This window comes from Arthrobacter sp. B055-34, from assembly GCF_059090425.1.
Genome location: NZ_JBNHFQ010000001.1, coordinates 367,566 through 389,635, shown reverse-complemented (window position 1 = coordinate 389,635; position 22,070 = coordinate 367,566). Strand labels below are relative to the sequence as shown.

The following is a 22,070-nucleotide window of genomic DNA, read 5'->3' as shown; positions in this document are numbered from 1 at the left end:
CTATTGCTCAATCGGGCAGGACCGTCACCGGTGCGCCCATTTGGGAGAACGAAGGTCCGCGCTTGCTTCCCCAGAAGTGCACTGGCTGTGTTTTCTCCCAGATGAGTTCTTGGCTGTCGTTGAGGCAATCGGCTCGGGCGGAGACAGCCACCACGCGACCCACAATCATGCAACGGCCTGACCAGGGCTTGATCCATTCAGTCTCGAGTTCGAGATGTGCGTAGCATTGCGCCAACAGCGGCGGCGCAATTTTGATGGCAGGAAAGGCTGTTAGCCTTGCTTGGGCAATTTCATCGACACCGCCCGGCCAGGGGCGGGCGGCCACGAGAACCTGCTTCAACAGCTCTTCCTCAAACGGTACGAAGTTCACTGCGAACTCTCCCGTTGCCCTGATGTTGGCACAGGTGTCGCTGTCTTCTGCAGCAGTAAAGGCTAGCTGCAAGGGATCGTGACTGACACGCACAAGCGTGGCGAAGGGCGCCGCATTCATCGATCCAGCTGCGTCAACCGTGGTGATGAGGGACAGAGCGGAAGTCGGCCTCGCGATTTCCAGCCAATGGTCAGGAGCGACTTTCACTCTGTCTTGCGCCCAGCTAGCAGTCATCCGGCTCCTCACGTAGAAGGCAACGACGAGTAGTAAACCACGTTACAAAGCTGACCATCTATTTCACGCAAGTGGCGGCCTTTGAGCGAAAGATTTTCTGCAGGCACGGTGGATTCCTTCTGTAACTCAACCTATTGTTCACAACCGGCGTTTGCTGGAAATTAGATGGAACGCTCTACAACTCTTTATGAACGGCAGGCATCATGAACGACCCGACGATCTGCAGGTGCGAAGGTGTCACGCTCCGTCAGATAGAAAATTGTCTGACTGTGCAAGGTACTTCCGTTTCCCTCCGGGAACTCAAGCTGCAGACCCGCGCGGGTATGGGAATCTGCCAAGGACGCACATGTATGCCCCTTCTGACGGCGATCGCGGACGCCTCGGGCCGCGGGTTGAGCAACGATGCAGGACTGGCGAGGAACCAACCAATCCGACCCATCGTCATGGCCGACCTGATGAATTTGGCCTCGGAGCCGGAGCGGGGCGAAGCAGAATGAAACGCATCAGCGAGCATCCGGTCCTCGGCCCTCTGAGCGAAAAGGCCATCACGTTCGAGTTCAATGGCACGAGCTTTCCCGCCAATGAGGGAGATTCCGTCGCCTCCGCGCTCTTGGCCAACAATGTCAGAACCCTCCGGTATTCCCAACAACGCGAGGAGCCGCGGGGCATCTATTGTGGCATCGGGCACTGCTATGAGTGCCGTGTCACGGTCGATGGGGCGGTGAGCGTGCGAGCGTGCATTACGCCCGTCGTCGACGGGATGATTGTCGAGTCGCACGGCCAGACCCAGCCAGAGACGGAAGCATGATCGCCACCGACGTCGCCGTTGTGGGCGCTGGCCCGGCAGGCCTGTCTGCCGCGATCGCCGCGGCTGAAGCCGGCGCCCGAGTCACCGTCATCGACGAAAATCCGGCACCTGGGGGCAGGTTGCTGGGACAGCTCCACCAGGAGTCCGATGGAAAGTGGTGGATCGGCAAGGACGTAGCTGCAGAGCTCGCCGACCGCGCGGCAGCCGCCGGTGTCCAGTTGCTGGAACGCCGGGAAGTGTGGGGAATGTACCCGCAGTGGAAACTCGCCCTCGACGGTGGAGAAACGCTGGCTGCCTCCTGCGTGGTGCTGGCCTCGGGTGCAGCGGAGCGGGCACTGCCGATTCCAGGATGGACACTGCCAGGGGCAATGACCATCGGCGCCGCCCAGACCCTCACAAACTACTATCGGGTTCTTCCCGGTAAGCGCGTCGCCGTCGTCGGTGTTGATCCTTTGTCACTCACGGTTGCCCATGAGCTCACTATGGCCGGCGCTGAGGTAGTTGGGATCTACCTTCCTCCTGCCGATCTTTTCAGCAAGGAAAAAGGTGATCCCCGGTACACCCTTGGCTACCTTGCAGGGATGGCAGATTTGGCTCCCAACGCCTTCTTGCGCGCCGGCGCCAAGCTAGCTGGAGTGCCGGCCTTGCGGAAACTCGCCGCAGCCCTATATCCGAAAGACGGGATTCCCGTCCTCGGAGCGAAGTTGAAACTTCGTCAACGCGTCAGCTCGATACACGGAGACGACCGCGTAACCGGTGTCGGGATAGACGACGTTGACCGCAACGGCAGGCCAACAGGCCGCTCCCGTTTATTGGAAGTGGACTGTGTCTGCCTCTCCGGCGGCTTGTATCCGGTGCAGGAGCTGACCGCCGGCTGCTCTATCGAGCGGATCGACGAACTGGGCGGACAGGTGCCGCTTCACAGTCTGGAACTGGAGACCTCCCGCAGGAACCTGTTCGTGGCTGGAAACATCGCCGGTATTGAGGGGGCCAAAATTGCCATGGCACAGGGAAGCCTGGCCGGATCCGCCGCAGCAGCCCGTTTGGGTCTGCTCGATGCAGCAGCGGTGACGTTCGCGGCCGGCCGGGTCGGCCAAGCCAGGGAAACCAGTTCCATAACCTTCCAGCCCGATATCCTCCAGGGCAGGCGCCGGGCCACGGAATCCTGGGCGCGTACTGTCGGGGAGATGCCGGCCCTGAGCCCGGGGGTCTACTCATGATGACCACAGATGTGGTGGTGATTGGTGCCGGAGTGATTGGTGCCTCGATAGCCTTCCGCCTGGCAGAACAGGGGCGCCGCGTCGTTCTCGTGGAGAAAAACGGGCCCGGATCAGGTGCGTCCGGTTCCTGTGACAAAGCCATCTTTCTCCAGTCCAAACGGCCCGGTATCCACATGGAGCTCGCCCTGGCCAGCCGTCGCATGTACGACTTCCTCGAGGCTGAACTAGGCGCCAACCTCGAGTTGAAGAACGACGGCGGCATGGTCGTGATTGAAACGCCGGAGCATCTGGATTTCATGCGCGATTTCGTTGGACGGCAGCAGGAGGCCGGCATCTCGGTGTCGCTGCTCGACGGGGATGCTGCGCGGGAGCGCCAGCCTTGCCTCGCCCCGCACGTGCTGGGTGCGTCCTATAGCCCAGATGACGCGGAAGTAAATCCCCTCGCACTCAATACAGCGCTGTACCGGGCCGCGGCGCGATGCGGTGCTGTAGTCCGGACACACTGCGAGGTCACCGCTATTAACGTAGTGAGGGGCCGCGTCAGTTCCGTCGACACCACGCACGGCCGCATATCGACGGATCTGGTGGTCAACGCGGCCGGTCCCTTCGCGGGCCGGGTGGGCGAGCTGGCTGGAGTACATGTTCCGGTAAAGCCGCGTAGAGGAACCATTTTGATATCCGAGGCCGTGGAACCATTGGTAAATGGGAGCATGCTGTGCGCCCAATACATCGCTGCAAAACACCTGGCGGCGGTTGACGCCGGAAATACTCCGCCTTACGGCGTAGGCCTGTCACTGGGCCAGACCGACTCGGGCAACCTGCTAATCGGCGGCAGCAGGGAATTCACCGGCTTCGAGAAGCCGCGGGGCCCGGAAATCATGGCTGCCATTGCCCGACATGCGGCGAGGATTGTGCCGTTGCTTGCGCAGCTGCGTATCATCCGGTCGATGACAGGCTTCCGTCCATACACTGGGGACGGACTGCCGATCATCGACCGCGCGCCGGAAGTTGGTGGCTACATCATCGCCGCCGGCCACGAGGGCGACGGAATCGCCCTCGCCCCGATCACTGGAGTCCTGGTCCGGGATCTCCTCGACGACAAAGCGAGCCCTGACCCGTTTCTGGATGCATTGTCGATAAATCGCTTCGCTGGATCCGTTCACACTTAGACACCGCCCGATCGAGGAGCCACTGCATGCTTGTCGTCATCGTCCCCCTGGTACTGCTGTTCGCCATAGCACTTATCAAAAAGATCCCCTGGATCGGCGGTGACATACGCGCTGCCCTGCTGGCTGCCGCAGTATCAGCCGGAATTATCGGCGGACTCTCTCCCTTGGGATGGGTCAACGCCCTCGTCGACGGAGCTGACCGCCTCGCCTGGGTGATTGCCCTGTCCTTGTTTGGCAGCATCTACGCCGAGGCACAGGTCCGTTTGGGAGCGATGGAAACAACGCTCTTCGGCCTGCGGGCACTGTTCGGGAAATCTCCGCGCGCATTGATCGCAGCCGTTTTCGTGACCTTGATCCTTGCCGGTTCACTGCTGGGTGACGCGATCGCTGCGGCAACAGTCATCGGCTTCCTGGTCATCCACGCACTGAGCGAATTGAAAATCAAGCCCGTTCAGATCGGTATGATGATCCTCGTCGGGGCCTCCATCGGCTCAATCATGCCGCCAATCTCCCAAGGCGTTTTCCTCTCCGCGTCCCTCGTCGGAGTAGACCCTACTCCGGTCACCAATATCGCGTACCTGACGGTCGGCGGCGGCGCCCTTTTCGCAATACTCGAGTCATTCAGGTTCGTCCGCGCCAAACGGGGAATCGCTGCCAAACTCGCCCCGGCAGCGCAGTCTGTAGGAGGATCTCCTTCTACGGGCTCAAGGTCCGCAGCAGCAACCGGGCCGGAAAACAGTTCTCAGGCGGGATCGTCGGTGGCAGGATTCGGGTCCCTCGATGCCACCGGGCCCAAAGCCTTCATGACACTCATGGCCGAACGATGGAAGACCCTCATTCCTCTCGCCGTTCTGATTGTTATCGTGGTAGCGAAATCCGGCTTCGGGTTCGACGTTTTTACCGAGATTCCTCCGCTGGCCGCAACCACGTCGTGGCTGGGAAACATCCCAGTGCTCAAGGGCATTGCCTTCCCGGTTGTCATGGCCATCATCGTTGCCATTGCGGTCAGCTTCCTGTTCAAGAGCGTCCGACGTGACACGCTGGGTACCATTTCCACAGGCTTGAGCAAGGTCAGCGGAACCGTTCAGATCCAGCTCTGTGCTGCAGCGATGATCGGAATCTTCTATGCAGTGGGAGCCGTCGACATGGTGGCCGCCGCAGCAGAATCACTCGCCGGACCGGAGTTAAAACTGGGAGGAGCCGCCGGAATCGTCGCCGTCGGGATGCTGACAGGCTCCCAGACCGCGGCTCAAACTGTACTGGTCACCTTTCTCGGCCCCATTCTGGTTGGCCTCGGAGTGGACCCGGTCAACGCAGCCCTCGGCGCATCCCACGTTGCCGCGGCGGGACAAAACATGCCGCCGGTTGGACTGACAGCCTTCGTGGTCTGCGGTCTCGTTGGATCGGCGCTCAACACCAAAGTCGACCCTGTCAAGGTCATGATCCTGGCGCTGCCGAATTCCATCTACTTCCTCCTTATCGGCCTGCTGGTCTGGTTCATCTAGCGCATGCTCGGTGTCCTCATGCTCGCCACGACGTTCGGGCGTCCGGTAGGAGATATCGGCAATCCCGCTACGTTTCCGTTTCCGGTCCTCTATGAAACAGTGCCGACCGCGTCCGTGCGGAGAGTTGTTCTGGATCCGGACCCGGCGTTAATCGGAGAGTTCATTGCAGCAGGCCAGCTTCTCGAGCAACGGGGTGCTAAAGCCATCGCCACAAGCTGCGGTTTCCTGTCCCTGTATCAAGCCGACATCCAGGCACAGCTCTCGGTACCATTCGCCGCCTCGAGCCTGCTGCAAATTCCCGCGGCCGAGAGGCTGCATGGGCAGGTAGGAGTCATCACCGCACGAGCAGCAAGTTTGACCGAACGGCACTTCACGGCTGCAGGATGCTCCGGCATGCCCGCGGCGGTGGAAGGCATGGATTCAAGCCCGGCGTTTACCGGCGCCATCATTGAGGGCAAGGTGCCCCTCAATGAACGCGCCGTGGAGCGGGAGGTTGCTGCGGTTACGGAAGCCATGCTTAAGAGGCGACCTGAAGTACGGGCAATAGTCCTGGAATGCACGAACCTGCCGCCGTACGCCGTAGCGGTCAGGAATGTGTCCGGTCTGCCAGTATATGATTCAACGACCCTTTGCCTGAAGCTGATGAACGTGTCCCGATGAGGCGGCGGGAGTGAATCATGGAGGCCGGAATGCAGCGGATGACCAGTACCAACAGTTTCGTCCACCTTCGGACATTGCAGGCGGTACTTGAATCCGGTTCGCACAGCGCGGCGGCCAAAGAGCTGGGCTACACTACTTCGGCCGTCTCCCAACAGGTCGCCGCTCTTGAGAAGGCCCTTGGCGTGGCCCTCTTCGAACGAGGCCCACGTAATCTCTGGCCCACGCCGGCAGGTATGGCCATGGCGGAGCACGCCCAGGTACTCCTGAAGCAGCTCGCCCAGGCAGAAGATGACATGCAGTCCTATGCGAACGGAGCGCGCGGCCGGCTGAGAATTGGCGCCTCCGGGACCGTTGCGGCGCAACTGCTGCCCAAGGCCATTTCCCGGTTGCTCGATATGCAACCGGAAACTGAGTTGCTCGTGGAAGACCTCGAGTCGGCGAACTTGCCGAACGTCATCCTCAATGGGGAAGTCGACCTGGGAATCGTCTACGAGTATGCGCTACTCCCGGTGAACCGTCATGCAGATTTGAAATACCGACTCGTCCTGGACGAGGAACTGGTAATTCTTCAGGGCGGCCCCAATATTGAACAGGACGAGAGGATTCCGCTGGAGTCCCTTGCCGAGGAAGTCTGGGCGACCAGCGCAACCGGGTCCGACGGCGAGCAGGTACTGGAGATGCTCTGTGCAGAGGCAGGTTTTGCCCCGCGGATCCGCTTCAACAGCAATGACTTCGACGTAATCCGGGGACTGGTCAGCGAACAGTTGGCCGTTGGCCTGGTTCCGGCGCTGGCATTGGGGATTGACCGAAATATCCGCATGCACCGGCTGGCGGGCGATCCTCCGCGCCGCAGAATTTATGCGGTACGCCGTGCATCCGACGCGAACCCTGTGCTGCCGGAGATGCTGCAGGCGCTCGATGCTGCGGCGGCGACTTTCCTGGAGTGGACGACAACAGCTTTCCTCACCCGCCTGGATTCGCCCCTCGCGACGAGCCGAGGTTGAAGGCGGGTGTGCGGGCTGCCGTGCTTACTGGGCGGGGTTGCCCAGTTCTATGAGCAGCACGCCGCCGATGATGAGAACAATGCCGAGACCCATCAGCCAGGTGAAGGGTTCGTCGAACAGGAATTTGCCGAGCACCGCAGTGAGGGCTACACCTGCCGCGGTCCAGATCCCGTAAGCCACGCCCAGAGCTATGCCGTTGGCGAGCGTAAGCGCAAGCAAGCTGAAGGCGAGCAGGTAGCCGGCAACCACGCTGATGTACCAGCGCTTTGCTGCCGTGACCGCCATGCGCAGTGAGAGCGTACCGGCGACTTCGAATATGATGGCACCGATCAGGAACAGCCAGGCCATCAAACCACTTCGCTGTTCACTGGTGCTGCCCTCCTGTGAGCAGCTTGGGAGCCCAGTTCGACGCACAGCACTCCCGCGATGATCACGAGGATGCCAATCGCCATCAGCAGGGTGAGGGGCTCGCCAAAAATGATCAGTGACATGATCGCCGTGAGCGCCACCCCTGTGGCGCCCCAAATTCCATACGCGACGCCGATAGCCATGCCTGTGCGGAGAACAGCGGCCAGCAACACGAAGGCGGCGACGTAGCCGACCACAACTACGGCGTAGAGCAGAGGGTTGGTCAAGGCACCCTTAAGCGACAGCGAGCCCGCTACCTCCGTGATAATCGCGCCGGCGAGCAAGAGCGCGCCCTTGCGGGGTGTCGTACCACGCCAGAAACGTACCATACGCATGGCCGGTAATCGGGAGGCTTCAGCGCATGTGCCCTTGGAACCACGAGGGCCCGGGGCCACAATGGTGATACCCAACCAGCAGACGCCTTCCAAGCGATTTTCCGGGAGCCACCATGGCAACTCCTCAAGACGTAGTCAGACATCCGATCACGGTGGGGAGCCCGGAGTTCTTGGCCGACCCCTATGCCCACTACGCGTGGCTGCGGGAAAACGCCCCTGTTTACCGCGGACGATTGGCGTATCTGAGCGACCATGATCTGTGGATGGTCTCCCGATACGCGGACTGCCGGGCACTGCTCACCGACGAGCGGTTCCAGCGGTCGCCGGGCGGGCAAGGCCCGGGATTCCTGGAGCAGTTCCCGGAGGCGGCGCGGGAGCCGATGAAGCTGCTGACCACCTACAGCATGATCATGATGGACGATCCGGCTCACCGGAGGCTGCGTATGCTCGTGGTGAAGCCCTTCACGCCGAGGGCGATTGCTCGGATCGGTGAGCGGGTGGCCGAGCTGGCCCACGGCCTGCTTGACCGGCTCGAACAGGATGGGACCGCAGATCTGCGCGAGCAGTTCGCGCTGCCCATCCCTTCCACCGTCATCAACGAGATGATGGGGGTTCCGCACGTCGACCAGAACCGCTTCCAAAAGGGCGCGCAGGCACTGATCGCCGGTGGGTTCGACTACGGCAAGGACAGTTGGGTCCGGGAAGTCAACGAGATGACCGAACTGGTCCGTGAGCTGATCGAACATAAGCGGACCGAGCCTGGTGAGGACATCCTGACCGGTCTGATCCATGCCGAAGAAGAAGGCGATCGGCTCGACGAGCATGAGCTGGTGGCCATGGCGTTCCTGCTGATCACCGCGGGATACGAGACCACCTACAACCTGATCGCCAACGCCGTCGTCACACTGCTTGACCACCCGGATGAGCTTGGGCGGCTGCGCTCCGCGACCAACGACGACGAACTCTGGCGTGGCGCCGTCGACGAAGTCCTGCGCTACAACAGTCCGGTCGGGGGAACCGAGCCGGTCACCGCGGTCACCGACGTGGTTTTGCACGGCACCACTATTCCAGCCGGGGCTTCAGCCGTGCCGCTGACGCAGGCGGCCAACCGCGACCCGGAAGTGTTCGAGGACCCGGATCGCTTCGATATTGATCGCCGGCCCAACAACCACCTCGCGTTCGGCCACGGGGTGCACTACTGCCTCGGGGCGAACCTGGCCCGCTTGGAGACCCGGGTGGCGCTGGGCATCCTGTTTGAACGTAATCCCAACCTGCGGCTGGCCGTCGACCGCTCCGAGCTCACACTTGAACCGCTGCCGTTGTGGACGCGCTACCAAACGCTGCCGGTCCGGTTCGGGTAGGTCAGGCGCCGCTGCCGTCGGCGTTCCAATCTGCATAGCCGCTCGCCTCGGTCTGATCGACCTTGCGGTGATAGTGCATGCCGGCCTTGCCGCCCAGGACGGCAGCCACCAGCGACAGCAGTCCGATGCCGATGAGCACCACGATTCCGCCGGTTGTCATTGTGCCCTCGTTGAGCGGAACTCCGGGGAAGCTGGCAAGGAGGGCCGGGACGTCCAGTGGCGCTCCGGACACCGTGCCGGTCACAGTTCCGAGCGCGGCGATGATTCCCGCCACGACGACGGCCCAAAGCCAGACGGCGACGCCTTGCTTGGCTCCGTCGTAACGCGCCATGCGGCCCGCCACGTAGCCGCCCGAAAAGTAGGCGAGGAAGATGATGGCCGCGAGGATCACCGCCCCGACAATGCTGACGCTCATCAAGTCTTGTCCCGCTTGCTCGGCAATGGTGCTCGGGTCGGCGCTGCCGGCGACGCCGAAGAGGGCCCCGATTCCAGCAGCGAGTCCGGCCAGCAGGACGAAAATGCCCGTGGCTGTCATCCAACCGAAGAAAGCGGAGCCGATTTTCACCCCGCCAAGCCTGGTTTGCCGAGCCGGATGGTCCCGGCCGCTTTCGTAGTGGCCTGCCCCTGCGGTTTCTGCTTTCATGGCAATTCCTCCTGCGGGTCAAGGGCCCCACAGCCCTGCTGTACGTCCCTGAATTCCAGAGTAGGCACGCCCGAATCGGGCCCACAAGGACAGTTATGCAGTCGTGATTCGCACTGGAATTCTTGATGTGGTCGTGACGCCTCGGCGATAAAATAGGCCATGGCCGAGGTCCGGATCCGGCTTCTCGCGTGCCCGAATCGATTCTGCTGATGGCCGCAACGGTAACCACCCGCCGTCGTACTTAGTCTGCCGCCGAGGCCGTGGGAGTGCCGAGGGGCCGACGGTTCCACGTCATCTAGAAACGGGTTCAGCGGCATCCAGCAGGGCAAGCTCCGAACGGCGAGGCATGCGCCTCCTAATCTCTCGGAACCAGGCAAGCGAAAGCGCCGGTGCGGACTGCGGTGAGCAGACGCTGCTCCATAGCCTTCCCGCGGAGCAGTTCCGAGAGATAACCGGCTCCGAAGGCGTCTCCGGCGCCGGCCGTATCAACTGCTCTAATGGGGATCGCAGCCTGTTGGTACTCAGCTCCGTCTACACGAGCGTAGTCATCCGCACCGAGTTTGATGACCGCTTGGGACGGCCCCAGATCGGCAAGACGCTTGGCCAGTTCCAATGCGGTTGGTGCTCTGCTCAATGGTCACGTCGCTGCTCCTAATTGTCATGCTACAAATGCTTCCTGCCCGAGGGCCAGTTCTTCGCCGACTTCTTATCCGGCAGGCCGCAGCCTCAATGCCTGCATGCCGCCGTCCACCGCCAGGGCCGTTCCCGTGGTGGACCCGGCTGCGGGGGAGGCCAGATACGCCACCGCGGCGGCCACTTCATCGGGCTGGACCAGCCTGCCGTGCGGCTGCCGAGCCTCGAGGGCGGACCGCTCGGCCTCCGGATCTTCGGCCTTCTCCAGCAACCGCCCCACCCACGGTGTGTCGGCTGTACCCGGATTGACGCAGTTGACCCGGATGCCTTCGCGCAGATGATCCGCCGCCATCGCCATGGTCATCGACAGCACTGCTCCCTTCGACGCGCCATACAATACGCGGGCGGGCAGCCCTGCTGTGGCCGCGATGGAACAGGTGTTGACGATGGCCGCGGCGGGCGACTTCCGCAGGTGGGGCAGCGCAGCGCGGCTGATGCGCACCATGCCGACAACGTTGATGTCGAAGACGCGGTGCCATTCGTCGTCGTCGTTGTCCTCGATGGTTCCCTGGGCGCCGATCCCGGCATTATTGACCACCACGTCCAACCTCCCGTAACGGTCAACAACGGCCTGGACCGCGGACTTTACGGAGGCGTCGTCGGAGACATCGCAAGGCACGGCGAAGTGCCGACCGCTGGCCGCCTCAGGGGCCAGATCCAGCACAGCAACCCGTGCGCCGAGGTCCGCAAGCCGGTCCGCGGTAGCCGCGCCGATGCCCGAAGCACCGCCGGTAACAATGGCCGCCAGTCCTTCCATATCCTTGCTCATACCGCTCCTTGCTTGTTGTTTGCTGCCTAAGCCTGGGCGAAGACCTGGCGTTGGCGGCCTAGTCCTTCGATCTCGATTTCGACTACGTCGCCGGCCTTGAGGTACGGGTACTTTCCGGAGAGCGCGACCCCTTGAGGCGTACCCGTCAGAATTATGTCGCCCGGCTCCATGGTCAGGTACTGGCTGAGGTGGTGCACCAGAAAGTCAACCGGGAAAATCATGTCGGCAGTGGTGGAGTCCTGGCGGGGTTCCCCGTTTACCCAGCTGCGCAGGCGCAGGTTGTTGGCATCGACGTCCGAGGCGGGCACCAGCCAGGGGCCGAGGGGCGAGAAACCGGGGGCGCATTTGCCCTTGGACCACTGCCCGCCGGAGTCCTCGATCTGGAAGGTGCGCTCGGACAGGTCGTTGGCGGTCAGATAGCCGGCGATGTGTTCAGCTGCCTGCTCGGGGGAGTCCAGGTAGCTTGCGCGCTTTCCGATAACGACCCCGAGCTCAACCTCCCAGTCGGTCTTGGTGCTGTTGCGGGGAATGTATGCCTCGTCATCCGGGCCCGCGACCGTGTTGGGGGTCTTGAAGAAGATGATCGGCACGGTGGGCGGGGCCGACCCGGACTCCGCCGCATGCTCGGCATAGTTCATGCCGACGCAGATGATGGCTGACGGGCGGGCGACCGGGGCGCCGAGACGCTCGCCGTCCAGCTCGATGGGCGGCAGTTCCCCAGCGTCAAAGGCCTTCCTCACAGTGTCCAGTCCACCGGCGGCCAGGAAGCCACCCGTGATGTCCTCGGTGAGGGCCGAGAGGTCATAGGCGTGCTCCGTGCCGTCTCCGTTTAGATGCAACACGGCGGGCTTTTCACTACCAGGTGCGCCATAGCGTACGAGTTTCATGCGTTCCTTCCAGCTTCTTGGGGAGCGCCGACGGCCGCCGGGCTCTGCAGGTATTCGATCAGGGCGCGGATGCCGAAGGTCCACGGAGGAAGCTCCTCGGTGACGCCGGTGCGGTTGACCAGCGAGCCGAGGTGCTCACTGCGGATGCTGACGATGTCGCCAGGCTTGTGCGTGAACCCCTGCCCGGTGGTGTCCCGGTCCTGGGTGGGCGCGAACAGCGTGCCGGTGAAGAGGACAAAGCCGTCCGGGTACTGGTGATGGCTGCCGTGAGTGGCATCGACAAGTTCCTCGAAGGGGCGGCTGATCTTGGCGACGTTGTTGCGGCCCTCGAGCGTGTAGCCGTCCCGGCCCCGCACCTGAAGCGTGATCTCCTCCTGGCGCAGGGTGTCCAGGGTGAAGTCCTGGTCGAAGAGGCGGATGAACGGGCCCAGGGCGGCGGAGGCGTTGTTGTCCTTTGCCTTGCCGAGCAGGAGAGCGCTGCGTCCCTCGACATCGCGGAGGTTTACGTCGTTGCCCAGCGTGGCGCCGCGGACTCGTCCGGCCGAATCGACCACGAGTACCAGTTCCGGTTCCGGGTTGTTCCAGGACGAGAACGTGGGCAGCCCAATGTCCGTGCCGAAGCCAACTGCCGAGAGGACGGGTGCCTTGGTGAAGACCTCGGGGTCCGGGCCGATGCCCACCTCCAGGTACTGGGACCACATCCCCTCCCGGATCAGCACCTCCTTGGCCTGCTTCGCGGCGTCCGAACCGGGGCGCAGCGAGGAGATGCTGCCACCCAGGGCTTTGCCCACCAGCTCCCGGACCTCGGCGGCCTTGTTGAAGTCGCCGCTGCAGCGTTCCTCGATGACCCGCTCGACCATGCTTTCCACGAAAGTAACGCCGCAGGCCTTGATGACCTGCAGGTCCACCGGCGCGAGAACGTGAGGCAGGCGCGTCTCCTTGGCCCACGAGGCATCGACCAGTTCGGCCAGGGTCCAGCGCGGGCGGTCGAGGGCGGCGGCCACGAGCTCGGCGGGGTCCTCATGTTCCATCAGGTCCGCGACGGTGCGTGCGCTGTCCGTGATGTCGTAGATGTCGTGGCCCTTGACCGCGACGACGCGGGGGCCGCCGGTTTCCGGGTCCCAGACCCGGCCGACCAGCTGGGCATTGCCCGCATCCGAGGGCAGGATGTCCTGTAGGGGGAAAGTCTCCATGTCAGTTGCCTCCTTCGACGGGGTGCTCCCAGCGGCCGTCCACGCGGCGGCCGATGCCCCACGGGTTCTCGTCCCGCAGTGCAAGGGGCAGCTGAGCGGACGGGAAGGAGTCGTAGGCCACCGGACGCATGAACCGGCGGATCGCCGCGGTTCCCACCGAAGTGGTGTTCGGTGCAGTGGTTGCCGGATAGGGGCCGCCGTGCTGCTGCGCGTAGGTCACGGTAACGCCCGTGGGCCAAGCGTTCCAGAGGACACGGCCGCTCTTCTCCCGCAGCACCGTCAGCAGGTCGTTGAGGTCTTCCTCCGGCTGAGCCTGAACCGTGGCGGTGAGCTGGCCTTGAACGAGCGAGGCCAGCTCGGCCAGATCTGTCCCGGGCTTGTAGGTGATCACCAGGGTGGCCGGCCCGAACATCTCCTGCTCGAGGAGCTCGGGCCGCTGGCGGACCGCGTCCGCCGTGGTGGCAAGTACCGTTGGGGCCGGGGCGTCGTCGTCGTTTCCTGCGATGAGCACTTCCACGCCCTCGGTGTCCCGGACGCCGGCCAGGGCCTCGTCGAAGCCTTCCCGGAGCCGGGGGCTGAGCAGGGGAGCGGTGGGCTTGCCCGCCAGTTCGCGGCCGAGGATCTGCGCGATGTCCTCCTCATTTTCCGCGGGCGCGAATAGCAGACCGGGCTTGGTGCAGAACTGTCCCATGCCCATGGTGAACGAGCCAGCGTAACCTGCGAGGATTTCATCCCGGCGCAGGTTCCACGCTGCTTCGGTCACGAACACGGGGTTGATGCTGCCGAGTTCGCCATAGAAGGGGATGGGCACGGGCCTGCTTGCCGCGCGGTTGAACAACGCGCGGCCGCCGGCGGTGGAGCCGGTGAAGCCAATGGCCATCACCAATGGGTGGTCCACGAGGGCCTCGGCGGCCTCCCGGCCGGTGACGGTGGAGAAGAGGCCGGCGGGTGCACCCGCTGTGGCCAGCGCCTCGGTGGCGATTTCCCCCGTGCGCAGGCCCAGTTCCGTGTGCCCGCCGTGGATTTTATGCACGACGGCGCAGCCTGCCGCCAGTGCCGAGGCGCTGTCGCCGCCCATCACGCTGAAGGCAAACGGGAAGTTGGACGCGCCGAAGACGCCGACGACGCCGAGGGGTACATTGACCTTGCGGATGTCAGGGCGGGGGCCCATGCCCCACTCAGGATCTGCGTGGTCGATGGTGGCGTCCAGGTTTTCGCCGCGGCTGACCTCGTCACCGAAGAGGCGCAACTGGAAGACGGAGCGCTTGAGCTCGAACCGGAGCCGGCCCTCGGCCAGGTGCGTCTCGCGCCCGGCGATCTCCACGAGCTCGTCGGCGTGCTGCTCCAGCCCGGCCGCAAGGGCTTCGAGCCAGGCGGCGCGGGTCTGCGGGGTTTCATCCCGGGACCGCTGGTAGGCGGCGTGGGCCGCCTCGATCTGTGCAGCGGCCTGTTCTGCTGAGGTGGTTGTCATCGGTTGCTGCTCCCGGTTACCGCTGCCCGGTCGCCGACCTGTTGCCAGCCCTGGCCTCCGGGGAAAGTCCACTTGTCGCGGGAGTCCTGCAGCATCTCAGCGCCGGTGCCCGGCTTCTGCGGCGCCAGGTAGCGGCCGCCTTCCACATGGACCGGTTCGATGAAGTGCTCGTGCAGATGGTCGACGAATTCGATCATTCGGTTCTCCATGGTGCCGCTGATGGCCGCGTAATCGAAGAAGGAGAAGTGCTGCACCAGTTCGCAGAGGCCCACGCCCCCGGCATGGGGGCAGACGGGAGTCTCGAAGCGGGCGGCCAGCAGCAGGTTGGCGATGTTCTCGTTGACGCCGGCCACACGGGTCGAGTCGATCTGCATGACGTCGATGGCGCCGGCCTGGAGCAGCTGCTTGAAGATGATGCGGCTGGCAACAGCCTCGCCGGTGGCGACCTTGACTGGGGAGACGCCCTTGCGGATCGCGGCGTGGCCCAGGATCTCGTCCGTGCTGGTGGGCTCTTCAATCCACCACGGGTTGAACTCGGCGAGCTCGTTGACCCAGTCGATAGCCTCCTGGACTTCCCAGCGCTGGTTGGCGTCGATGGAGATCTTCACGTTCTCGCCCACGGCTTCGCGGGCCAACTTCATGCGGCGGCGGTCCTCGTTCAGGTCCCCGCCGACCTTGAGCTTGATCATGCCGAACCCGTCCGCGACGGCTTCCTTGCTCAGGCGCACCAGCTTCTCGTCGCTGTAACCGAGCCAGCCCGGCGTCGTGGTGTAGGCGGGGTAGCCGGAACGCTGCAGCTCGGCGATCCGCTCGGCCTTGCCGGCTTCTGCTCGTCGCAGGATCTCGAGTGCGTCGCGGGGAGTGAGGGCATTGCGGATGTGCGTGAAGTCGACGGCGTTGACGATCTCCTCTGCGGGCATTTCGCTCAGGAGCAGCCACAGCGGCTTCTGCTCGCGCTTGGCGCGGATGTCCCAGAGCGCGTTGACCAGGGCGCCGGCGGCCATGTGGGACACGCCCTTCTCTGGGCCGAGCCAGCGGAGCTGGGAGTCGTGGATGAGCCGGCGCGACGCCTCGCCCAGATCGCTTACGAGCTCGTCCAGGTCCCGGCCGACCAGCAGCTGGCCATAGGACTCGATGGCCGCGGTGACGATCTCGTTTCCGCGGCCGCAGGTGAAGACGAAGCCGTGGCCGGATTCGTCGTCGGTGTTGATGCTGACGTAGGCGGCGGAGTAATCCGGGTCTACGTTGACGGCGTCCGATCCGTCGAGGTCAAGCGAGGTGGGGAACCGAATGTCTTCGGTGCGGACGGAGGTGATTTTCGACATTTTGTAGGGCCTTTCGGGCGGGTCTAGACGAAGCCAAGCACTGAAGGAAGCCAGAGGCTCAGTGCCGGGACGAAGGTGATGACAAAGAGGGTGATCAGCATGGGCACGAAGAACGGCAGCACGCCCTTGATGACCTTGGGGACCGGGATGTTGGTGACGCTGGACAGGACAAACAGCACCAATCCGACGGGCGGCGTCAACAAACCGATCAGCAGGTTGAAGATCACGACGACGCCGAAATGGATCGGGCTAAGGCCAAAGGTCTCGGCGACCGGTCCAAGCACCGGTACCAGGATCAGGATGGCGGCCGTCGGCTCCAATACACAGCCGATAACCAGCAGCAGTAGGTTGACCAGGATCAGGAAGACAATCGGATGGTTGGTGAAGTTCAGGATGAAGTCCGCTGCGAGCTGGGGAGCCTGTTCACGGGCGAGTACCCAGCCGAACAACGCCGCCGCGGCGACAATCAGGAGGACTGAACCCGACGTTTCGACGGAGCCTAAGAGGATCCGATAGGTTTTGCGCCACGTCAATGATCCGTAGATGAGGGCAAGGATGAAGATGTAGAGAACGCCGATTCCGGAGGCCTCCGTGGGCGTGAAGATTCCGCTGAGGATGCCGCCGAGGATGACCACGCCGGCGCCGAAGGCCGGAAGGGCTGCCAGCAGGGAACGCCCGCGTTCGCCCCAGGAAGCCTTGGGCAGGGTGAGGTGGTGCTCGGTGCGGGTCAGCCACCAGACCATGAACGTCAGGCAGAGGATCAGTACCAGGGCCGGAATGATGCCGGCCATGAACAGGGCTCCGACGGATACCCCGGCCGTCACCGCGTAGATGATGGCCGGAATGCTTGGGGGGATCATCGGGGCGATCAAAGAGGACGCACCGGTGATGCCGAGGCTGAATTCCTCCTTGTACCCGCGCTGCTTCATAGCGGGGACCTGGATCTTGCCCATGGCAGCGGCGTCAGCAATTGCGGCACCGCTCATCCACGAGAAGCCAAAGCTAGTGGCGATGTTTACATAGCCGAGACTGCCGCGGATGTGGCCCAAGTAGGCCACGGCAGTTGTATACAGCCGGTCCGAGACGCCGGAAACGTTCGCGACGTTACCGAGCAGGATGAAGAGGGGCACGGCAAGGATGGCGAAACTGTTGACGCCGGATGTAGTCTGCTGCACTGCAATGCCCAGGGACGCGGTCGGGTCCATCGTGACGTAGATCAGCGAGGGCACCAGCAGGGCTATCGCAACGGGAACTCGGAGGGCCAGGAGAACCAGAAGGCCTACGAGCATGAGGGTCAATGTCATATGGGTTTCCTCAGAAGGATTCTTTTTCGAGATTGTCCATGGCTTCCGGCACTTCCTCCGGATGCCGCAGGTTGACCAAAGTATTCAGCAGGCCATGTACGAAGATGAGTGCGAATCCCAGGACGGCGGCCGTGTACACCACGCTCATCGGAATGTCCGTCGCAGGGGCGTTCAGCTTCGCTGCGGAGATCGCGAACTGGGTCCCGGCGATGGTCATCGCCGCCGAGACGACCAGGACCACCAGCATGGCGAAGGAATCCATCAGCACTGCCGCCCGCTTGTTGAGTTTGGCCGCAAGAAGGTCGACGGTGACGTGCAGGCGTCTCGCCATGACGAATCCGGCCGAAATGAACGTCAGCCACACCAGTGCAAAGCGGGCCAGCTCCTCGGTCCAGGACAACGGACTTGAGAAGACATACCGGCTGACAACCTGCACCAGTACCAGGACGAGCGTGAGGCTCAGTAGGCCAGCTGCTGCCAGCCGCTCGACGTTCACAAGGCTTCGCAGGACAGGACTCTTGGACTCAAGGAAGTCAGGCTCGTCGGGGTGTTCGGGAATCATTTAGCATCCTGGATCTGCTTGTAGAGGTCGCCCCAGGAAACTTCGCCCGGCAGCATCTGGCGGGCGCGCTCCGCGAAGACCTCGCGGTCGACATCCTCGTTGACCTTGATGCCGTCGCCCTTCTTCCACTCTTCGAGGGTCTCCTTCTCCTCGGTCTCGACGCATTCACGGACCTTGTCCGAGGCAGCGTCCATGGCCGAATCGAGTGCTGTCTTCTGGTCCTCGGGCAGCGAGTCGTAGAGGGCAGACCCCGTTACGATATTGATGCCCTGGATCATGTGGCCGGTGAGGTTGATGTAGTCCTGGACCTCGTTGAGCTTGGCCGAGGCGATCGTGGGGATCGGGTTCTCCTGTGCGTCGATGACGCCCTGCTGCAGGGCGAGGTAGACCTCGTCGAGGGCCATCGGGGTGGCCGTGCCGCCCATGATCTTGGTGTTTGTCAGGTAAAGCGGCGCATCCGGTGTGCGGATCTTGATGCCCTGCATATCCTCGGGGCCGTGGATTTCCTTGTTCGAGGTGACGTGGCGCGTTCCGTAGTACCAGCCCGAGAGGACCTTGATGCCGGTCTCCGCGTTCATGTCGTCGTAGACCTTCTGCATCTCGGGTCCTTCGATGGTTTCCACGAAGTGGTCGACGTCCTCGAAGAGGTAGGCGCCGTCCAGGACGGCCGCCGGTTCGTGCCAGACACCCAGGAAGGAGGGGCCGGCGATGGCCATGTCCAGGCCTCCGGTGGCTACTTGCTCGAGAGATTCGGCCTCGCTGCCGAGCTGGGCTGCCGGGTAGCTCTCCACCGTGATGCCGCTGCCTTCCAGCTCTTCCTTGAGCGTTGCGACGCCGCATTTCTCGACCGGGTGCCCCGCCTCGTAGACGTGTGCCAGGCGCAGGACCTGGTCTCCGTCGGCGCCGGCGGCATTGGTGGCGCCCGCTTCTACGGGGCCGCCCACGCCGCAACCAGCGAGCATCACGGCTGCGGCCGCAGTGACGGAAAGGGTCAGGGCCTTGGCAACACGGTGGCCACGGCCTGCACTGCGGAAATCGGTGTGCTGTGAATCCAACATCATTGGTTCTCCTTCGAACGGTTTGTGAACTCTGTCGTAGTTTGGGTCTAGCTAGTGGGCGGGTTCTTCGGCTGCTTGGGCGGCCTGGGCAACGTTGAGTTTTTCGGCCAACTCGTTGAGCAGGCGGGTGGTGGAGGCAGTGAGCGCCACCGTCTCGCTGTTCCGGTTTCCCCTGGCATACTCGATGTCGCCCGGTGCATGGACCGTTGCACCGCTGACACCTGACTCGCGTATCCGCTCCTGCAGCCGGGACACTCGGTCCTCGGTGTGCTGCCGGCCTGCGAATGCCTCTGTGTCCAGGGCGATCAGCAGGTGGCCCGTGTTCATCCGTGATCCGGGGTTGGACCAGATGTCCTCGGTTTCATGGGCGAAGGTTCCGGAGCCGAGGGAGGCCGCGATCGCTTCGAGCAGGGCGGACACAGCGGAGCCCTTGTGGCCGCCGAACGGTATCAGCGCTCCCGCCATCGCCTCGACCGGATCGGTGGTCGGGATGCCCTGGGCGTCTACAGCCCAGCCTTCGGGAATGCTGGTTCCCTCGTTCTTTGCGGCAATGACTTTTCCGTAGGCACCGGTGCTGGTCGCCATGTCTGCGGTCAAGGGGTGGTCGCCGGCGCTGGGAGCGGCGATGGTCAAGGGATTGGTTCCGAACACCTTGGCGACACCCCCGTAAGGCGCCACGGTGGGTCCGGTGGTGGACGTCAAAATGGCAATCAGGCCACGGGCAGCCATGCGGTCGGTCCAGAAAATGCCGGCGCCGTAGTGGCTGCTGTTCTGGACCGCTACGGCAGCGATGCCGCGTTCGGAGGCGTGGGTCGCCGCGTAGTCCGTGGCGGCCCGCATCGCGACTTGTCCCAAGGCGCCGTCGGCGTCGAGCAGGGCAGCGGAGCCGGTATCCCTTAGCCACCGCGGCTGCGGACGCGGGTTGATGCCGCCCTCCTCGATGGCCGCTACGTAAAGCGGCAGTCGCAGCAGGCCGTGCGAGTTGATGCCGCGTCGGTCTGCTTCGACCAGGGACTCGCCGGTGAGGTCCGCATCCGCAACAGGTACCCCGACGGCTTGCAAGGCCTTGGAGGCGAATCGGATGAGGTCGTAAGGTGAGTAGCTCTGAAGTTTCAAAGTGTGTTCCTCGTTACTCTTCATATAGGATCGATGAAAACCCTATATGATTTATCGCACAATGCAAGTGATCCTTCCAAAAGGATCGAAATGAGCCGCTCGGGCAAAAGGAGCGGGCAGGGATAACCTGCTAGGGGATGAAAGGGATGCATGTGGCAGAGTCGCCGGAGCAGAGCAGGACAAAGTTGTCGACCGGGGAGGTCTATGAGGAGCTGCGCGCGCAGATCCTGGAAAACCGGATTCCACCCGGGACCCGGGTCAATATCGACGCGGTATCTCGGCAGTTGGGTGTCTCGCCCACACCTGTCCGCGAGGCGCTACATCGACTCCAGGGCGACAATCTGGTGGTGGCTACGTCGGGCCGCGGCTACAGCACCACGCCGCTGCTGGACCTGAAAGCGTTGCGGGACTTGTTTGAATTCCGCCTGCTGGTTGAACCGTGGGCGGCCCGCTCAGCCGCCGTGGACCGGCTCGAAAACCCCGCCCGCCGCCTCGAACGGGAGCTGGACGGGTTCCGCGAGCAGACCGAATCGAAGGACGACATCCGGCAGGAACTGGTCAGTCACGACACGAGGTTTCATGACCTCATCCTCTCCGCCACGCACAATAAGGTGGTGGCAAATGCCTACAGCCAGACACACTGCCACCTGCACATTTTCCGCCTTTACCCGGCGGACATCGGCGGAGCTATCACCTTGGAAGAACATCGCCAGGTCTGGCAGGCCATCCGGGACTGCGATCCGGGCCGAGCGGAGGAAGCGATGCAGCAGCACCTCACGAGCGCTTACATGCGTTTTGCCAAGGCCTTCGAAGACGGTGCCGGGCCACAGGAACTCAGGTCGGCCGCTTCGGCATTGACGCATGTCCCGTCCAAGGGCGACCGGTAAGCACGCCGTTCGGCCGCAAGATTCCATTCAACCAACCATGGGAGGACAACCATGAGCCCGACGACGAGCGATATCAAAACGATCAGTTTTCCCGACCAAGATCTGTTGAATTCGGCGCAGCCGCTGCCCAGCGGCATGCGCGGCGTGGTCTGGGACTTTGAAGGTGACCCAGAGGGGGCGGGCCTGGCGGACCTCGATGCCGTAGTCCTCCCGTACTTGAATGCCGGGGCGGTGCTGGGGGAGCTGGACAAGGCTGGGAACGTGAAGCTCGTGCAGGCGCAGACCACCGGGATCGACGGCGTCCGGGAGGCTGTCGGCGAAGACGTAGCGGTTGCCAGCGCCGCCGGCGTTCACGCGGCGGCGACGGCTGAGCTGGCCGTCGGCCTTACGCTTGCCTCGCTGCGAGGCATCGGCAAGGCAGCACAGGACCAGCTCGAGGGCCGGTGGCGGCACGAGCGTCGGCTCTCCTTGGCGGACCGGCGTGTCCTCCTCGTCGGAGTAGGCGGCATCGGGGCCGAGATCTCAAGGCGGCTGGCGCCTTTTGAAGTGGAATTGACCCGCGTTGGCTCGAAGGCCCGCGAGGACAGTGAAGGACATGTCCATGGCACGGAGGAGCTGGTCGAGCTCGCACGGAATGCCGACGTGCTTATCGTCATTACGCCGCTGACTGAGGCGACGCGGGGCTTGATTGGCCGGGAGGTATTGGCGGCATTGCCCGACGGTGCGCTGGTGGTGAATGTCGCCCGTGGCGCCGTCGTTGACTCCGAGGCACTGACTGCGGAGGTGGTATCCGGACGGATCAGCTGCGCCATCGACGTCTTCGATCCCGAACCGATTCCGGCTGACCATCCGCTATGGCGGGCAGACAACGCCCTCATCACGCCGCACATCGGTGGCAACACCTCCGCGTTCTTTCCGCGCATAGTGCGGCTGCTCAAGCGCCAGCTCGCCGCGCTCAGTGCCGGGACCGAACCGGAAAACCTGGTCCAGCGGGGCACAGCCTGGTCTTGACGCCCGTGGTCTTGGGGTTTTCAGAGCGACTCGACGGGTGGCTGCGCAACGCAACCACCCGTCGTCGTACTTAGTCC

General features: G+C 63.4%; 24 protein-coding genes. 10 read left to right on the top strand and 14 right to left on the bottom strand.

From position 1 onward, the window contains the following. Nucleotides 1-7: 7 nt before the first annotated feature. Nucleotides 8-604: a flavin reductase family protein gene (locus tag AC5RWO_RS01700; protein WP_498728904.1), complete on the bottom strand. Its 597-nt coding sequence runs from the start codon at nt 602-604 to the stop codon at nt 8-10. Between the two features lie 203 nt (nt 605-807). On the opposite strand from AC5RWO_RS01700, the gene AC5RWO_RS01695 reads away from it, so the two are divergent. Genes AC5RWO_RS01695 through AC5RWO_RS01665 form a run of 7 tightly spaced genes read left to right on the top strand, consistent with a single transcriptional unit; the run spans nt 808 to nt 6,970 of the window. After that, a complete protein-coding gene (locus AC5RWO_RS01695; RefSeq protein WP_498728902.1) occupies nt 808-1,101 on the top strand; it encodes a (2Fe-2S)-binding protein in 294 nt (97 codons plus the stop codon). Continuing rightward, entirely contained in the window at nt 1,098-1,412 is a 315-nt protein-coding gene (locus AC5RWO_RS01690; RefSeq protein ID WP_498728900.1) for a (2Fe-2S)-binding protein, read from the top strand. The genes AC5RWO_RS01695 and AC5RWO_RS01690 overlap by 4 nt, the downstream gene beginning before the upstream one ends. Beyond that, nucleotides 1,409-2,632, top strand: coding sequence for an NAD(P)/FAD-dependent oxidoreductase (locus AC5RWO_RS01685; RefSeq protein ID WP_498728898.1), 1,224 nt, complete (start codon nt 1,409-1,411; stop codon nt 2,630-2,632). Before AC5RWO_RS01690 ends, AC5RWO_RS01685 begins: the two co-directional genes overlap by 4 nt. Further along, entirely contained in the window at nt 2,629-3,801 is a 1,173-nt protein-coding gene (locus tag AC5RWO_RS01680; protein ID WP_498728895.1) for an NAD(P)/FAD-dependent oxidoreductase, read from the top strand. Before AC5RWO_RS01685 ends, AC5RWO_RS01680 begins: the two co-directional genes overlap by 4 nt. 26 nt (nt 3,802-3,827) lie before the next feature. Then, the gene (locus AC5RWO_RS01675) at nt 3,828-5,306 is read left to right on the top strand and encodes a TRAP transporter large permease subunit (RefSeq protein ID WP_498728893.1); all 1,479 of its coding nucleotides are present in this window, start codon (nt 3,828-3,830) and stop codon (nt 5,304-5,306) included. A 3-nt stretch (nt 5,307-5,309) separates the two neighbouring features. After that, a complete protein-coding gene (locus tag AC5RWO_RS01670; protein WP_498728891.1) occupies nt 5,310-5,966 on the top strand; it encodes an aspartate/glutamate racemase family protein in 657 nt (218 codons plus the stop codon). 29 nt (nt 5,967-5,995) lie between these two features. Then, the gene (locus AC5RWO_RS01665) at nt 5,996-6,970 is read left to right on the top strand and encodes a LysR family transcriptional regulator (RefSeq protein WP_498728889.1); all 975 of its coding nucleotides are present in this window, start codon (nt 5,996-5,998) and stop codon (nt 6,968-6,970) included. Nucleotides 6,971-6,994: 24 nt separating this feature from the next. Here the strand turns inward: AC5RWO_RS01665 and AC5RWO_RS01660 are convergent, their stop codons facing one another. Further along, complete coding sequence (locus tag AC5RWO_RS01660; protein WP_498728888.1) at nt 6,995-7,318, bottom strand: DMT family transporter; 324 nt, start codon at nt 7,316-7,318, stop codon at nt 6,995-6,997. After that, nucleotides 7,318-7,713 carry a DMT family transporter gene (locus AC5RWO_RS01655; protein ID WP_498728887.1) on the bottom strand — a complete coding sequence of 132 codons (396 nt, stop codon included), beginning with the start codon at nt 7,711-7,713 and terminating at the stop codon, nt 7,318-7,320. Before AC5RWO_RS01655 ends, AC5RWO_RS01660 begins: the two co-directional genes overlap by 1 nt. A gap of 113 nt (nt 7,714-7,826) precedes the next feature. Between AC5RWO_RS01655 and AC5RWO_RS01650 the strand changes: the two genes are divergently transcribed. Then, nucleotides 7,827-9,074, top strand: a complete 1,248-nt coding sequence (locus tag AC5RWO_RS01650) for a cytochrome P450 family protein (RefSeq protein WP_498728885.1) — start codon at nt 7,827-7,829, stop codon at nt 9,072-9,074. 1 nt (nt 9,075) lies between these two features. On the opposite strand, the gene AC5RWO_RS01645 is transcribed toward AC5RWO_RS01650, so the two are convergent. From AC5RWO_RS01645 to AC5RWO_RS01595, 11 genes are all read right to left on the bottom strand, one after another. Beyond that, nucleotides 9,076-9,717 (bottom strand): hypothetical protein, encoded by a 642-nt coding sequence (locus tag AC5RWO_RS01645; RefSeq protein WP_498728883.1) that lies wholly within the window; start codon nt 9,715-9,717, stop codon nt 9,076-9,078. 355 nt (nt 9,718-10,072) lie between these two features. After that, on the bottom strand, nt 10,073-10,351 hold the full coding sequence (locus tag AC5RWO_RS01640) for a PfkB family carbohydrate kinase (RefSeq protein ID WP_498728882.1): 279 nt from the start codon (nt 10,349-10,351) through the stop codon (nt 10,073-10,075). 72 nt (nt 10,352-10,423) lie between these two features. Further along, nucleotides 10,424-11,179: an SDR family NAD(P)-dependent oxidoreductase gene (locus AC5RWO_RS01635; RefSeq protein ID WP_498728880.1), complete on the bottom strand. Its 756-nt coding sequence runs from the start codon at nt 11,177-11,179 to the stop codon at nt 10,424-10,426. 26 nt (nt 11,180-11,205) lie between these two features. Then, the gene (locus tag AC5RWO_RS01630; RefSeq protein WP_498728878.1) at nt 11,206-12,066 is read right to left on the bottom strand and encodes a fumarylacetoacetate hydrolase family protein; all 861 of its coding nucleotides are present in this window, start codon (nt 12,064-12,066) and stop codon (nt 11,206-11,208) included. After that, nucleotides 12,063-13,259 carry a fumarylacetoacetate hydrolase family protein gene (locus AC5RWO_RS01625; protein ID WP_498728877.1) on the bottom strand — a complete coding sequence of 399 codons (1,197 nt, stop codon included), beginning with the start codon at nt 13,257-13,259 and terminating at the stop codon, nt 12,063-12,065. Before AC5RWO_RS01625 ends, AC5RWO_RS01630 begins: the two co-directional genes overlap by 4 nt. A gap of 1 nt (nt 13,260) precedes the next feature. Continuing rightward, nucleotides 13,261-14,730 carry an aldehyde dehydrogenase (NADP(+)) gene (locus tag AC5RWO_RS01620; RefSeq protein WP_498728875.1) on the bottom strand — a complete coding sequence of 490 codons (1,470 nt, stop codon included), beginning with the start codon at nt 14,728-14,730 and terminating at the stop codon, nt 13,261-13,263. Next, nucleotides 14,727-16,055: an enolase C-terminal domain-like protein gene (locus AC5RWO_RS01615; protein WP_498728874.1), complete on the bottom strand. Its 1,329-nt coding sequence runs from the start codon at nt 16,053-16,055 to the stop codon at nt 14,727-14,729. Before AC5RWO_RS01615 ends, AC5RWO_RS01620 begins: the two co-directional genes overlap by 4 nt. A gap of 23 nt (nt 16,056-16,078) precedes the next feature. Next, nucleotides 16,079-17,359: a TRAP transporter large permease gene (locus AC5RWO_RS01610; protein ID WP_498728873.1), complete on the bottom strand. Its 1,281-nt coding sequence runs from the start codon at nt 17,357-17,359 to the stop codon at nt 16,079-16,081. Nucleotides 17,360-17,369: 10 nt separating this feature from the next. Then, nucleotides 17,370-17,921 carry a TRAP transporter small permease gene (locus AC5RWO_RS01605; RefSeq protein WP_498728871.1) on the bottom strand — a complete coding sequence of 184 codons (552 nt, stop codon included), beginning with the start codon at nt 17,919-17,921 and terminating at the stop codon, nt 17,370-17,372. Then, entirely contained in the window at nt 17,918-18,982 is a 1,065-nt protein-coding gene (locus AC5RWO_RS01600; protein ID WP_498728869.1) for a sialic acid TRAP transporter substrate-binding protein SiaP, read from the bottom strand. Before AC5RWO_RS01600 ends, AC5RWO_RS01605 begins: the two co-directional genes overlap by 4 nt. 48 nt (nt 18,983-19,030) lie before the next feature. Beyond that, nucleotides 19,031-20,095 (bottom strand): Ldh family oxidoreductase, encoded by a 1,065-nt coding sequence (locus AC5RWO_RS01595; RefSeq protein ID WP_498728868.1) that lies wholly within the window; start codon nt 20,093-20,095, stop codon nt 19,031-19,033. Between the two features lie 146 nt (nt 20,096-20,241). Between AC5RWO_RS01595 and AC5RWO_RS01590 the strand changes: the two genes are divergently transcribed. Then, nucleotides 20,242-20,982 (top strand): GntR family transcriptional regulator, encoded by a 741-nt coding sequence (locus tag AC5RWO_RS01590; RefSeq protein ID WP_498728866.1) that lies wholly within the window; start codon nt 20,242-20,244, stop codon nt 20,980-20,982. Between the two features lie 51 nt (nt 20,983-21,033). Further along, on the top strand, nt 21,034-21,993 hold the full coding sequence (locus AC5RWO_RS01585; RefSeq protein ID WP_498728865.1) for a 2-hydroxyacid dehydrogenase: 960 nt from the start codon (nt 21,034-21,036) through the stop codon (nt 21,991-21,993). Nucleotides 21,994-22,070 lie beyond the last annotated feature (77 nt).